Raw genomic sequence first — 14136 nt, forward strand, 5'->3', positions numbered from 1 at the left:
CATGTATTTATTTGATTAGGGTTTAAAAAGAGTCTTAAAAAATATATTAAGGGGGATGAAAATGCATATACCGGACGGGTTTTTAGATGTGAAGACATGGGTAAGCACCGGAGTGATAAGTGCCGGGGCTTTAGGTTACAGCATTAAGAAAAGCAAAGAATCCTTAAACGATCGTCAGGTGCCTTTATTAGGAGTTATGGCTGCTTTTATTTTTGCCGCACAGATGATCAATTTTCCGGTAGCCGGAGGTACTTCCGGTCACTTGCTGGGGGCCGCATTGGCTGCAATTTTACTCGGTCCCTGGAACGCCTCAATTATACTATCCTCTGTTTTAATAATCCAGTGCCTTTTTTTCCAGGATGGCGGTCTGACAGCCTTGGGAGGCAATATTTTTAATATGGCCGTGGTAGGAGTGTTGACTTCATATCTGGTTTACCGGGGTATAACTTTGCTTAATTCTTCTAAAGCAACTAAAATAATAGCTTCTTTTGCCGCTGCCTGGATTTCTGTGGTAGTTGCTTGCCTGGCTGCAAGTTTGGAATTAGCTGTATCAGGCACAGCCCCTCTGAATATCGTGATCCCAGCTATGCTTAGCTGGCACGTGCTTATAGGTATCGGTGAGGGCATGATTACCGCAGTTGTAGTTTCAGTTGTCTCAGCTTATGGTTTTAGCCTGGAAGGGGGGAATAATTCTTATGAAAAAACTTCTGTTGGCTAGTTTTATTGTAGCCCTCTTAGTGGCTGCCCTTTTATCGCCCTTTGCTTCGTCAAGTCCGGACGGCCTGGAGAGAGTAGCTGAGGATAAAGGGTTTCTGGAAAAAGGGGAAGGGCATAACCTTATCTCTTCTCCTCTACCTGACTACTTGATTCCCGGCATCAGTGACGAGAGGCTTTCTACCTCTGCTGCAGGTATTGCGGGAACCCTGATAACATTTGGCTTTTTGTATGGTTTTGGAAGAATGATAGCAAAAAAAGATAACCAGGGTAAAATGAGTGGTTGAAAAATAAATAAAATAATAAAAATAAGCCGTGAAATATTTCACGGCTTATTTTTATTATTTGAGAAGTGCTAAAATCTATATCTGAATAATTACAAAAAACAATTGTAATATTGCCACAATTGCCTTATAATAAGGTTAACTAAAGGTCATGAAGGCCTTTGCACGATGAAATAAAAAGATTTTAGTACAATTGCATATTTTAAAACAGGACCATGAAGGTTATTTAGGCGGCAGGAGCCCCTTTTGTTAACTATGGTCTTTTTTGTTGTTATGCTATAAAGGAGTGGTAGTTTTGGATATACTGTTGGGAAAAGTAAAAGAAAATTCCCCTCTTTATAAAGTTGATGCTAGGGCAAAGGTTGTAGCTATTCTGATATTTATTGCTTTTACCTCTACTCTTCGGGCCTTACCCGTTTTGGGTGCCGCTGCTGTATTTATGCTGAGTCTGGCTGCAGCGGCTAAAATTACTCCTGGGATAATTTTAAAAAGATTGTTCTGGGTTATACCCTTTGCCGGTGGTATGATTGTATTTTTCCCTTTTATCATTCCCGGAGATGCTGTCTTTCAACTGAACTTTGGACTTTTTATTCTGACTGCCACTGACCAGGGAATATCTCATGCGGTTATGTTGTCTTTGAGGGTTTTTGTGGCTGTTATGGCTGTTACTTTGCTCGTGAGTACCACCAAATTTAATGAAATAACCCGTGCTCTGATTAGTTTAAAAGTACCGACAATTTTTGTCGAACTTATTGAGTTTACCATAAGATATATTTTTGTTTTGACAGATGAAGTTGCCCGCATGAAAACTGCCAGGCGGGCAAGGAACTTTCAAAATGGCGGATCACTTTTTTGCAGGCACACTTTCAAGACTTTAGGCAATTCTGTTGCTGTACTTTTTATCAGATCCTACGAGCGTGGCGAGCGCATATACAATGCAATGCTGGCCAGGTGTTATGCAGGTCATGTTAGGACGAATGAACAGTTATCAATGAGAACTGCTGACTGGTGCTGGAGTTTGAGTATTGCAGCAGCCGGTTTATGCTTAAGGCTGGTGGAGTTTGGAGGAGTTGTATGGCCAACATTATTGAAGTAGAGAATTTGTTTTACTGCTACAGGGATGGTACTAAGGCCTTAAAGGGTTTGTCGTTAAATATTGAAGAAAACTCCAAAGTTGCCCTGCTGGGGCCTAACGGAGCGGGTAAGTCAACTTTTTTGCTGCATTTAAACGGTATCCATTTACCTCAAAAGGGTGCAATCAGAGTGCTGGGAAGTGAGATTAATAAAAAAACTGAGAAGTGGGTGCGCAGTCAGGTAGGTCTGGTTTTTCAGGATCCGGATGATCAGGTGTTTTCAGCTTCTGTTTGGGAGGATGTAGCTTTTGGTCCCGTGAACATGGGGCTCAGTCAGTCGGAAGTAGATGAAAGAACGGAAACGGCTTTACGTGCTGTGCGTATGTATGATTTCCGGGACAAGCCTCCTTATCACTTGAGTTACGGGCAGAAAAAGAGAGTTGCTATAGCCGGGGTGCTGGCCATGCGACCTCAGGTGATAGTTCTGGATGAACCAGTAGCCTATCTTGACCCAAAAGGTAAGGAAACTTTAATGGAAATACTGGATGGCCTGCATGCTGCGGGAACTACCGTAATGATAGCTACGCATGATGTGGATTTGGCGGCGGAATGGGCTAGTCAGGTAATTATAATTAAAAATGGTGTTACTCTAGCTGCAGGTGATAATTCGCTCTTAAACAGAGACGATATAGTTCAGGCAGCTGAGCTTAGATACCCTGTTGTTGCACAGATATTCAGGCAGCTGCCTGAACTGGGTTTAAGTAAATTGCCGCTGACAATTAAGGAAGCGGTCGAAACAATCAAAGAAATTTATTGTAAACAGGAGAGGTAATCATGAGCAGTCATATTTGGATGGAGCCTACCCATATGCACTTCCACACCGGGCATGTGGCTCAAATTAAGCTGTACCGGGGAGAAATGATGCAGCCTCAGCCACTGGCAGACGTGGAAGCAGAATTGAAGCTGTACAAACCTGACGGTACAGAAGAAAGACTTATTTCAGGAGAAATTAAGGATGACTACTATTTAATTAATTTTGAACCTGAAACGGAGGGTTTTTATACTCTTACTGCCAGGGACGTAAATGGTTGCTATGCTAAAATAATTGTTCCGGTAGGTCATCACCTTCAGGGTCCAGTTAATCCGGTTGGAGAAGATCTGGAAGTAACTCCTGATTTTGTGCAGGAATATCATTTAAAGGACATGATCAAGATTAGCGTGTCGGCTGCCGGAAATCCTCTGGCAGATGCGTCTATTAAGGCAACTTATCATTTTTATGACGGTAATGATTATCCTTATACTTTTTTTGCTGACGCTAGCGGGCGGGCACAATTTATTTTTCCGGAAAAAGGCCACTGGATGTTTGCAGTGACCAGTGAGGGTCGTAGGGCTACTTATGTTGTTATGGGAGTAAGGTAGATAACTGAGAATGTTGTTGTGCAGGTATCTTTAAATAGTTTTATTTTCTTTTCTAAACTTCAGATGTTCTAAGGACTATATTTTAGAAACTGAAATAAGAGTCTCTTGATGTATGGCTTAGATTGCTTTCTTTGTGTGCAATCAGTCTGGTATTTGAATTGCGTTAGGTCGGCACTCCAAAGTGTTTTGAGATATTTTTTAAAAGGATGAACAGTATGTTTTCATACTGTTCGTCCTTTTAATGTTTTTTCACAGGTTTAATTGTTTTGCAAGAGTAAAAAGTGGTATACTCTGTATGCAGCATAATATAACAGATATTCTCTTTGTGATTAATATTTTAACTGCAATTATCTGTCGCATTTTAGGGGGAAGTTTGTTTTGGGTTTAAGGCTAAGTATTGCTATAATGGCCGGTAAAGTTACTGCAATTGTCAGCCGGATTATGGGGTGGAAGGGTTCTTCTTTGCCCGGATTGGTGGCTAGGAAAATCTACCCTCGGGTTCTGGAGGAACTGGGTAAACAACCAAGGCTGGGTGTGGTGATTGTTACCGGTACAAACGGTAAAACAACTACTAATAATATGCTGGCCTGCATGGTTTCCGGCAGCGGTTATAAGATATTGCTTAACAGTGAGGGAGCTAATTTGATTACCGGGGTGACAGCTGGTTTTATCAAGGCAGCCAGTATCAAAGGAAAAACTAACTGTGATTATGCACTTTTGGAAGTAGATGAGGCTTCTTTTCCCAGGGTGGTTAATGAAGTGATGCCAAAGGTTGTTATTGTGACAAATTTTTTTAGGGATCAACTGGATCGTTACGGGGAACTGGACACGACTATTTCTTTTGTGCAAAAAAGCCTGAACGGGCTTATGGGCAATAAAAAGGTAACTGACCAGGGGGTGCAACTGGTATTAAATGCTGATGATCCGCTGGTTGCTCAGTTTCAGAGAAAAACAGGCTGGCCTGCTGTTTATTACGGTTTATCCGGCAGTGGGCGAGTGTTTTCTGCCGGTTCCTATAGCCGTGAAGCCAAATTTTGTCCTTTTTGCGGTGAGGCTCTCATTTACGCATATTATCACTATAGCCAATTAGGGCTTTATAATTGTCCCGGTTGCAGCTACAGAAGGCCTGACCCTGATGTAGAGGTGAGCCATCTGCAATCATTGCCGGATGGAACCGACTGCTTGGTCAGGTATAGCGGGGGCAGTACCATGCTTCATATCCCCACAGGCGGTTTTTATAATGTTTACAATGCACTGGCAGCTTTTACAGCCGGTCAGCTATTAAAATTGGATCCGGCTCAGGCGGCTGCCGCTTTGCGCCAATTTTCCCCTGCCATTGGCAGGATGGAGAGATTTTCTTACAGGGGAAAACCGGTTATGCTTAACCTGGTCAAAAACCCGACCGGTTTCAATGAAAGTCTTTCTGCTGTACTGTCAGTGCCGGGACAAAAGGATCTTTTTATAGCTATTAATGATAATGATGCTGACGGGAGAGACATCTCCTGGCTTTGGGATGTTGATTTTGAAATTCTTGAAGACAATCACCAGTCCTTCGGCAGTTTTATATGTTCCGGTCAGCGGGCTGAGGAGATGGCAGTTCGCTTAAAATATGCAGGTGTGCCGGGGGAGAAGATTTTTGTGGCCGGAGATCTGGGACAGGCAATTAGCAGAGTACTGGAGGGGCAGGGTAGTTTTGTTTATCTCTTGTCTACCTATACAGCCCTTTGGCCAGTGCAAAAAATATTGCTGAATCAGGCTGAAAAGGGGGAATTGGATGCTCACCGTATGTCATCTGTATCCTGATTTGCTTAATTTGTATGGAGATCGCGGTAATGTTATGGCCTTTGTGCGACGTTGCCGTTGGCGCAATATTCCCGTGCAGGTGAAGGAAGTGAATATTGGTGAGACCCTGGATTTTGCAGAAGTTGATTTTTTGTTTTTGGGTGGTGGTTCAGACAGAGAACAAACTCTATTGAACAAAGATTTGACAAGCCGAACAGCCGGATTGAGGGAGGCTATTGAAGATGGACTGGTGCTGCTGGCTATTTGTGGCGGTTACCAAATGCTTGGTCGCTACTACCGAACCCATGAGGGAGAGGAAATACCCGGCTTAGGCATATTGGATTTATACACAGAAGCAGGTGCCAGGCGGTTAATTGGTAATGTAGCTGTGGAAATGTTGTTGGATAACATAACAGTTAAAGTCACAGGTTTTGAGAACCACTCCGGCCAGACCTTTTTAGGAGATGTTTCCCCCTTAGGAAAGGTGCTAGCCGGTTTTGGCAATAATGGTAGAGATAAACAGGAGGGAGCAAGGTATAAAAATGTGTTTTGTTCGTACCTGCACGGTCCTTTGCTTCCCAAAAACACTGTTTTAGCGGATTACCTTATTACCCTGGCTATGAGAAGAAGAGGTATATCGGGAGATCTGCAGCCTTTGGAGGATGCCTTGGAGGAACGGGCCAATGCTGTTATGTTGGAAAGATTGCTTAAGAATACTGGTTAATGATAGGTGAAAAAAGCTAAAGGGGCTAAGAGAATTTTCTCTTAGCCCCTTTTTTTAATAACCCCTAAACAGAGTTTTACGCTCATATAAAATGACTATCTTGCAATGATTTATTAATAAAATTAATTAAAGCCACCGGCTTTAATGCCTGGGGCCTCAGCCACTGCTGCCGCCAGAAATGGAACATGAAGTTTTCTCTTCAGTTGGTCGGAGCATTCTCATCATGTCAATATTTTTAATTTGCTCAAGCATATTATTGGCAATTGTTTTGTAATCTTCTGCGATCTCTTCATTCTCCAAAACTACCGGGGTACCTGAGTCGCTCAAGCTGCGTATTTCAGTTCTCAAGGGTATACTGCCCAATACCGGGATGCCCAGCTTATCAGCCATATTCTTAACTGCGTCCTTGGTGTCACCGAAGATATAGTGTTTTTCACTGCATTTGTCGCAGATAAAATAAGCCATATTTTCAATAACTCCAATATTGTCCTTTTTAGTTTGAGCAGCCAGTAAGCCCAGGCGAATAGATACATTATATGCAGTAGCCTGTGGTGTGGTAACCAGCACAAAATATGCTTTGGGGAGTTGCTGAAAAACAGTCAGGGCTACATCACCGGTACCGGGAGGCATGTCAAGTAACAAGTAATCCAGTTCACCCCAGTTGACGTCACGGAAAAATTGTTCGAGAATGCCGTGTAGTACTGGTCCACGCCAGGCTAGGGGCTGTTCCTCGTTGACGAAGCTGCCCATTGAGACCATTTTAACCCCATTTTTTTCTGGAGGATTAATAGATTTTCCATCAATTAGTTCCGGTTGTTCGGTCATACCCATGATTCTGGGAAGGCTAAAACCGTAAATATCAGCATCTATTACACCCACTTTATAACCCATATTAGCCAGGGTAAAAGCCAGGTTGGCAGTTACGGTGGATTTGCCTACACCACCCTTGCCGCTGCCGATAGCAATTACTTTAGTATTGGGAAAGAAACCCTCCCAACGTTGTTCTGTATTGCTTTCATTTGCAGTCACGATTTAAAGCTCATCTCCTTTTTGAGTGGTATATAGTGTTACAACTATAGTATTTCTGGATTATGTACTTATTTTCCTTTAAACAATAAAAAAAACAGATAAAAAAGCCGATATTTTTTTAAGTCATAAATACAGTATATTTTCCGTGTTTTTGTGTAAGTTTAGTAACCTTTTGTGGTTTTGAAAATAGAATAGTCTTTAGATGTAGGAAATATTTGCTGTCGATATCTTAAATACGGCAGTATTTTTAGTAAAAGTATACTAATTCTTATTCACAGTTTTGCATATAATGTAATACTACGTAGCTACTCAGTCACTAACGGCAACTCGCCTTTATTGTTTTATCATGTGAAAGGAGTGAAGTAAGTGAGTTTTTTAGAACGATTGGAGGAATTCCGGGCTACTGAAAAGAGATTAACCTGGCAAGGTACTTTTCAAGATTATCTGGAATTGCTTAAGAAACAGCCTACGGCTGCACAACTGTCCCATGCACGGATTTATGAGATGATTATGTCGGAAGGTGTGGAAGAGGTTAACGGTACCAAGAAGTTTAAATTTTTCAGTAAGGAAATATTTGGTCTGGACAAAACCTTGGAAAACCTGGTTGAGGAATATTTTCATCCAGCTGCACGCCGCATGGATGTGCGAAAAAGAATTCTCCTTTTAATGGGTCCGGTCAGCGGCGGCAAATCAACACTGGTTGCCATGTTAAAGCATGGACTTGAGCGATTCAGCCGGACGGAAGCAGGAGCGGTATACGGAATTAAAGGCTGCCCAATGCATGAAGAACCACTGCATCTAATTCCCAGGGAACTAAGAGAAGAATTTCAGAACGAGTACAAGGTTCATATTGAAGGGGAATTATGCCCTTCCTGCCGGATGAGGCTGGAAACTGAGTTTGATGGCAAGATAGAAAATTTTCCAGTGGAAAGAGTTATTTTATCAGAGGATGACCGGGTAGGTATTGGTACCTTCACTCCTTCCGATCCTAAATCACAGGATATTGCTGATTTAACAGGCAGTGTTGATTTTTCAACCATTGCTGATTACGGTTCAGAATCAGACCCAAGAGCCTACCGCTTTGACGGAGAGTTGAATATTGCCAACAGGGGTATTATGGAATTTCAGGAGATGTTGAAGTGTGATGAGAAATTTCTTTGGAACCTGTTATCCCTCTCACAGGAGGGTAATTTTAAAGCAGGTCGTTTTGCATTAATTTATGCTGATGAAATGATTGTAGCTCATACTAATGAGTCTGAGTATAAGTCCTTCATCAGCAACAAGAAAAATGAGGCCCTGCAGTCACGGATTATTGTGATGAAAATACCCTATAACCTCAAGGTTAGTGAAGAAGTTAAAATCTATGAAAAATTAATTAAGCAGAGTGATTTAAATGATATTCATATCGCGCCGCACGCTCTTAGAGTAGCCAGTATTTTTTCTGTGCTATCCAGACTAAAAGAATCAAAAAAGCAGGGTATGGATGTAGTTAAAAAGATGAAGTTATATGATGGGGAAGATGTGGAAGGATTCAAGCAAAAAGATTTGCATGAACTTCAGACTGAGGCTATTGATGAGGGTATGAGCGGAGTTGATCCTCGTTATGTGATTAACCGATTGTCTTCCTCCTTGATTCGTACTCAGACCAAATGTATTAACCCTTTAGATGTTCTGCGTGGCTTAAAAGACGGGTTGGATCAACACCCCTCTATCTCAAAAGAGGAGCGTGATCGACTGTTGAATTTTATTTCAGTGGCACGTAAGGAATTTGATGAAATGGCTAAAAAAGAGGTTCAGAAGGCCTTTGTCTATTCTTATGAAGAGTCAGCCAGAGTGTTGTTTGAAAACTATCTGGATAACGTAGAAGCCTATTGTAACGGAGTTAAATTAACCGACCCGATAACTGATGAAGAAATGGATCCGGATGAGAAACTCATGCGCTCTATTGAGGAGCAGATTGGTGTCTCTGAAAATGTCAAAAAAGCTTTCCGAGAAGAGATTTTAATCAGATTGTCTTCTTATGCACGTAAGGGTAAGCGCTTTGATTATGGTTCACATGAACGTATGAGGGAAGCTATCGAGAAAAAATTATTCGCTGATTTGAAGGATGTAGTTAAAATAACTACTTCTACAAAGACTCCTGACGCTGAACAGCTTAAGCGGATAAATTTAGTCAGTGCCAGATTGATTAAAGAGCATGGTTACTGTCCTGTCTGTGCCAATGAGTTGTTAAAGTATGTCGGTAGTTTATTGAACCGGTAGGGGGTATGCGCTGTGTCCGGAACAAAATATACTGTATCACGTGATGACTGGACCTTACATCGTAAGGGAGAAATTGACCGGCAGCGCCATAGGGAGAAAGTTCGCGAAGCCATCAAGAAAAATCTGGCTGACATAGTCAGCGAAGAAAGCATTATCATGTCCGACGGACAAAACATTATTAAGGTGCCGGTTCGATCTCTCGATGAATATCATTTCCGCTTTAATTTTAAAAAGCAAAAGCATGCCGGTCAAGGTAATGGAAAAAGTAAAGTGGGTGACGTGCTGGGTTCTGATCCCCAGGGTGCAAAACAGGGCAAAGAAAAAGGCGGTGCCGGGGAGGAGCCGGGCAACGATTACTATGAAGCTGATATTACTATTGATGAACTTGCGGAAATGATTTTTGAAGACTTGGGACTCCCAAATCTTGATCCCAAGAAAAAACCGGAGCTTTCTTCTGACAGCGTGGAATTTAAGGATATACGCAAGAAGGGTATTTCCAGTAATATAGATCGTAAGAGAACGTTATATGAGGCCTTAAAGCGCAATGCCTTGTCCGGTAAACCCGGTCTTCGTTCTATTACCCAGGAAGACCTGCGCTACAAAACCTGGGATATGACTGTTAAATATGAGTCCAGCGCCGTTGTACTGGCGATGATGGATACCAGTGGTAGTATGGGCCCGTTTGAAAAATATATTGCCCGCAGCTTTTTTTTCTGGATGGTTCGCTTTTTAAGAACCAAATATCAAAATGTACAGATTTTATTTCTGGCTCACCATGCTCTGGCTCATGAAACAAGCGAGGAAGAATTCTTCACAAAGGGTAACAGCGGTGGAACAAAATGTTCTTCAGTTTATGAACTGGCACTTAAGGTAATTCAAGAAAGGTACAGCCCGGCAGACTATAATATCTACGCCTTTCACTTTTCAGACGGTGATAATCTTTCTTCAGACAATGAAAAGTGTGTGAGGTTGGTGCAAGAGATGCTTAAGGTTTGTAACATGGTGGGCTACGGGGAAATTGAAGGGCCATATTATTATACCAGCACCTTGCGGACGGCTTTTAATAAAATTAACAATCCCGAGTTTGTTACGGTTAGTATTCGTGATAAAAGCGGTGTCTACCCTGCCTTGAAAAAGTTCTTTAAACAATCTTCTTGAGCATACTCCTGAGCAAAGGAGGGAGACCGGTGGCTGATGATTTGATACTCGTTGAAGAAGCCATAGAAAAAATTATTTCTAAGGCGAAAGAGTTTAAATTGGATTTTTACGATATGTATTTTGAAATATGTCCTGCAGATATAATCTATACTTTTGGGGCTTATGGTATGCCGACCCGTTTCTCACACTGGACTTTTGGCAAAGCCTACCACAAGATGAAAACTCAGTATGATTATAACTTAAGCCGTATTTATGAAATGGTGATAAATTCTGATCCCTGCTATGCTTTTTTACTGGAAGGCAACTCACTGGTACAGAATAAGATGGTCATTGCCCATGTTCTAGGACATTGTGATTTTTTTAAAAATAATGCTCGCTTTAAGCATACCTCCCGATATATGGTAGAATCTATGTCTAGCTCTGCAGAACGCATTCGTTCCTACGAATTCAAGTACGGACGGGATCAGGTTGAGTCTTTTTTGGACTCTGTAATATCTCTGCAGGAACACATTGACCCTAATCACTATATTAAAAAAGAAAAGAAACAAGTGAAAACTCAAAAGAAAAACTGTAGCGGCGGGTGCGGCAAATGCGTCATAAAGGAGATGCAGCAAAAAGATTCTCCGTATGATGATCTTTGGTCCCTGGAAAAGAATGATAATGAGAGTTGTAGCGGCAAATGTAAAAGGGAACAAAATGTAAAAAAATTCCCTGAAAAACCGGAAAAAGACATGTTGCTGTTTCTCTTGCACAATGCTAAGGAATTGGATGACTGGCAAAGGGATATTATCTCCATTATACGGGATGAAATGTTGTATTTTTGGCCTCAGATGGAAACCAAAATCATGAACGAAGGATGGGCCAGTTATTGGCACACTCGAATTATGAGAGAGATTGATCTTGATGAAGCCGAAGCAATTGAATACGCGAAAATGAATGCGGGTGTTTTGGCACATTCTAGAGTTAGTTTGAATCCCTATTATTTAGGTCTTAAAATATTTGAAGACATTGAGAAACGTTGGGATAGTCCTGGCGAAGAAGAGAAAGAAAAGTATGGACGTCCAGGTGGGCAAGGTAAGCAAAAGATTTTTGAAGTACGTGCTACGGAAAATGACCAATCTTTTTTACGCAATTACTTGACCAAAGAACTGGTGGAAGAACTGGATCTATATTTATTTCGGCGTATCGGATATGATTGGAAAATAACTGACAAGAACTGGGAAGATGTTAGGGATGGTCTAGTAAATAATCTGACTAACTGCTCATTTCCATATATAGTAGTAGAAGATGGTGATTATAATAAACAGGGTGAATTATACTTAAAGCATTGTTATGAGGGTGTGGAACTGGATGTCTATTACATGGAAAAAACTTTTCCTCACCTATTTAGAATCTGGGGTCGCCCGGTGCATTTAGAGACGGTTCTGGATAATAAGGCAGTTTTGCACAGTTATAACGGCGATAAGCATAGTAGAAAGTATATGTAGCTCTTATGATTTAAAAATTAATTTGCAAATGAAATAGATAATTAGTGCAGAACAAACTATTTTTCATTATAATAAAAAACATTGATTTAAACGAAGACCTTCCATTATTTTGGAAGGTCTTCGAAAATTTATTGTTATTTTAAGATTAAGTTGTAATGACATAAATAAAAAATTATCCGATATTAGGGCATGGATAGGGTGTTTTAGTAGATACTACTGCAAGAAAAAGATTCTTATGTGCGGCAATCAGATTAACTTATTATAAAGGGAGATAACAATATGGACGAAACCTTGACGGAAACATTCCCGGAAGAAAAATTAACTTTCGAACCAAAAGAACCAAAAAAATCACAAGCAAAATTTATGAATCAACCAGTATGGCAATCCATGCTTATTTTTCTTGTACCTCTGTTGCTCAGTAATGCGCTGCAGTCAGTGGGACAGCTGGTTGGCAGCATAGTTGTAGGTAGATGGCTTGGTGTAACCGCATTAGCTGCCATATCAGCCTTCTTTCCACTGTTTTTTTTGTTAGTTTCTTTTACCATAGGCATAGGATCAGGCAGTTCAATTCTCATTGGACAGGCCTATGGTGCGCGTAACGAGGAGAGGATGAAGGCAATCGTTGGGACAACACTGACCTTTACCTTTATCCTGGGTTTTTTGTTGGCCGTAATTGGCGGTATCTTTACCCGGAATATTTTAAATTTAATCGGAACACCGGCCAATATTATTGATGTCAGTGTTCACTATGCAAGGATTTTATTTTGGTCCATGCCGGTAATGTTTTTGTACTTTGCCTACACAACCTTTATGCGGGGCACAGGTGATTCTAGAACACCATTTTACTCTCTTATAGTGAGTACTTTGTTGAACCTGTTTTTACTGCCTTTCCTTATCTTCGGGTGGTTGGGTATACCCAGGTTTGGCATATACGGGGCGGCTTATGCCTCAGTAATTTCTACCGTTCTTACCTTTGTATTGATGCTCATTTATCTCAGCAAAACTAAACACCCTTTACAATTTGATACATCTGTTCGGCAACACCTTCGGTTGGATTTTGGTCTGCTAAAATTGTTGTTGCGCCTAGGCATTCCTTCCAGCATCAGTATGATAGTTGTTTCACTCTCGGAGATTGCTGTTATTGCATTTGTGAACCGGTTTGGATCTGATGCTACCGCGGCTTATGGAGCCGTAAACCAGGTTGTGAGTTATGTTCAGATGCCGGCGGTCAGTCTGGCCATTGCCGTGTCAATATTTGCTTCACAATCCATCGGAGCAGGACTGTTTGATAGACTAAAAGATGTGATTAAGGCGGGTTTGGTGCTCAATTATATTATAGGTGGAACACTGATCATACTGGTCTATATTTTCTCCCAGGATATTTTATCCTGGTTTATTGCCAGTAAAAATACACTTTATATTGCGCATAGCCTCTTAATGATTACTTTGTGGAGTTATTTGATTTTCGGACATGCGCAGATTGTTGCAGCCACCATGCGTGCCAGCGGAACCGTATTGTGGCCAACGATAATGGTTGTTTTTTCTATTTGGTGTATTGAGGTTCCCGTCGCCTATTTACTGTCCCATCATAGCAGTCTTGGTATCCTGGGAATCTGGGTAGGGTACCCGGCGGCGTTTATTGCCAGCTTGTTTTTGCAATATTCTTACTACCGATGGTTCTGGAAGAAAAAGCGCATTACCAGGCTTATTCGCTAATAAGAAGATATACTCCATTTATTAAGGAAAATGATATAAGCAACCTAATTTTATGGATGTCTTTTTTCTTTCTAAATTTATTAAGCTATTTAAAATTTGTTGCAAATCAATCTTTAACAACTGGAACACGTTCCAATGAAAATATTACAGGCCGATCAGGATCCGGACAGGACCAGGTTGTTGGTTGTCCTTCTTTTGCCCAGGGAAACTTTCCTCCGTAAAGAATTACTGAAGCTGCCGCGTGCAGTGAATCATGGGCAAAATGACACATACCTCCAGGTGTCAGACCACCGAATTGAAAGCTGTCTCCCACTTTATGTCCGTAGGGACAAACGCCTTCCCCACGAATTTCAATAACTGTAGCTTTTACTGTATACTTTGGCATCTAAAATACCTCCTTTATAATAAACAATAACTATTTTATTATACATTTATTATTAACTTATGGGAATATCTTCTGTAGCCTTAAGTGGAGAATGTTTATTAAA

13 protein-coding genes are annotated in these 14136 nt (G+C 41.1%); 11 read left to right on the forward strand and 2 right to left on the reverse strand.

Going from position 1 to position 14136, the window contains the following annotated elements:
* Nucleotides 1–55 precede the first annotated feature (55 nt).
* From DTOX_RS05525 to DTOX_RS05555, 7 genes are all read left to right on the forward strand, one after another.
* Nucleotides 56–718, forward strand: a complete 663-nt coding sequence (locus DTOX_RS05525) for an energy-coupling factor ABC transporter permease (RefSeq protein WP_340140009.1) — start codon at nucleotides 56–58, stop codon at nucleotides 716–718.
* Complete coding sequence (locus tag DTOX_RS05530) at nucleotides 696–1001, forward strand: PDGLE domain-containing protein (protein WP_015756749.1); 306 nt, start codon at nucleotides 696–698, stop codon at nucleotides 999–1001. Before DTOX_RS05525 ends, DTOX_RS05530 begins: the two co-directional genes overlap by 23 nt.
* Nucleotides 1002–1293: 292 nt before the next feature.
* Complete coding sequence (cbiQ, locus tag DTOX_RS05535; protein WP_015756750.1) at nucleotides 1294–2094, forward strand: cobalt ECF transporter T component CbiQ; 801 nt, start codon at nucleotides 1294–1296, stop codon at nucleotides 2092–2094.
* Entirely contained in the window at nucleotides 2073–2903 is an 831-nt protein-coding gene (locus DTOX_RS05540; RefSeq protein ID WP_015756751.1) for an ATP-binding cassette domain-containing protein, read from the forward strand. The genes cbiQ and DTOX_RS05540 overlap by 22 nt, the downstream gene beginning before the upstream one ends.
* A gap of 2 nt (nucleotides 2904–2905) precedes the next feature.
* Complete coding sequence (locus DTOX_RS05545) at nucleotides 2906–3490, forward strand: DUF4198 domain-containing protein (RefSeq protein WP_015756752.1); 585 nt, start codon at nucleotides 2906–2908, stop codon at nucleotides 3488–3490.
* A 378-nt stretch (nucleotides 3491–3868) separates the two neighbouring features.
* Entirely contained in the window at nucleotides 3869–5293 is a 1425-nt protein-coding gene (locus tag DTOX_RS05550; protein WP_015756753.1) for a MurT ligase domain-containing protein, read from the forward strand.
* Nucleotides 5265–5996, forward strand: a complete 732-nt coding sequence (locus DTOX_RS05555; RefSeq protein WP_015756754.1) for a type 1 glutamine amidotransferase — start codon at nucleotides 5265–5267, stop codon at nucleotides 5994–5996. The genes DTOX_RS05550 and DTOX_RS05555 overlap by 29 nt, the downstream gene beginning before the upstream one ends.
* Nucleotides 5997–6152: 156 nt before the next feature.
* Here the strand turns inward: DTOX_RS05555 and DTOX_RS05560 are convergent, their stop codons facing one another.
* Complete coding sequence (locus DTOX_RS05560) at nucleotides 6153–7025, reverse strand: Mrp/NBP35 family ATP-binding protein (RefSeq protein ID WP_015756755.1); 873 nt, start codon at nucleotides 7023–7025, stop codon at nucleotides 6153–6155.
* Between the two features lie 366 nt (nucleotides 7026–7391).
* On the opposite strand from DTOX_RS05560, the gene DTOX_RS05565 reads away from it, so the two are divergent.
* The 4 genes from DTOX_RS05565 to DTOX_RS05580 all read left to right on the forward strand — a co-directional run bounded on the left by DTOX_RS05565 (nucleotide 7392) and on the right by DTOX_RS05580 (nucleotide 13648).
* A complete protein-coding gene (locus DTOX_RS05565) occupies nucleotides 7392–9287 on the forward strand; it encodes a PrkA family serine protein kinase (protein ID WP_015756756.1) in 1896 nt (631 codons plus the stop codon).
* Nucleotides 9288–9299: 12 nt separating this feature from the next.
* Nucleotides 9300–10445: a sporulation protein YhbH gene (yhbH, locus tag DTOX_RS05570; RefSeq protein WP_015756757.1), complete on the forward strand. Its 1146-nt coding sequence runs from the start codon at nucleotides 9300–9302 to the stop codon at nucleotides 10443–10445.
* A gap of 29 nt (nucleotides 10446–10474) precedes the next feature.
* Entirely contained in the window at nucleotides 10475–11932 is a 1458-nt protein-coding gene (locus DTOX_RS05575) for a SpoVR family protein (RefSeq protein WP_015756758.1), read from the forward strand.
* 279 nt (nucleotides 11933–12211) lie between these two features.
* Nucleotides 12212–13648, forward strand: coding sequence for an MATE family efflux transporter (locus tag DTOX_RS05580; RefSeq protein WP_015756759.1), 1437 nt, complete (start codon nucleotides 12212–12214; stop codon nucleotides 13646–13648).
* Between the two features lie 106 nt (nucleotides 13649–13754).
* On the opposite strand, the gene DTOX_RS05585 is transcribed toward DTOX_RS05580, so the two are convergent.
* Complete coding sequence (locus DTOX_RS05585) at nucleotides 13755–14033, reverse strand: TIGR04076 family protein (protein WP_015756760.1); 279 nt, start codon at nucleotides 14031–14033, stop codon at nucleotides 13755–13757.
* Nucleotides 14034–14136 lie beyond the last annotated feature (103 nt).

Source organism: Desulfofarcimen acetoxidans DSM 771, assembly GCF_000024205.1.
Classification (GTDB): Bacteria; Bacillota; Desulfotomaculia; order Desulfotomaculales; family Desulfofarciminaceae; genus Desulfofarcimen; species Desulfofarcimen acetoxidans.

Coding starts and splice junctions, on each gene's coding strand:
- DTOX_RS05525 (WP_340140009.1), top strand. CDS start 56: ATGAAAATGCATATACCGGACGGGTTTTTAGATGTGAAGACATGGGTA.
- DTOX_RS05530 (WP_015756749.1), top strand. CDS start 696: ATGAAAAAACTTCTGTTGGCTAGTTTTATTGTAGCCCTCTTAGTGGCT.
- DTOX_RS05540 (WP_015756751.1), top strand. CDS start 2,073: ATGGCCAACATTATTGAAGTAGAGAATTTGTTTTACTGCTACAGGGAT.
- DTOX_RS05545 (WP_015756752.1), top strand. CDS start 2,906: ATGAGCAGTCATATTTGGATGGAGCCTACCCATATGCACTTCCACACC.
- DTOX_RS05555 (WP_015756754.1), top strand. CDS start 5,265: ATGCTCACCGTATGTCATCTGTATCCTGATTTGCTTAATTTGTATGGA.
- DTOX_RS05580 (WP_015756759.1), top strand. CDS start 12,212: ATGGACGAAACCTTGACGGAAACATTCCCGGAAGAAAAATTAACTTTC.
- DTOX_RS05585 (WP_015756760.1), bottom strand. CDS start 14,033: ATGCCAAAGTATACAGTAAAAGCTACAGTTATTGAAATTCGTGGGGAA.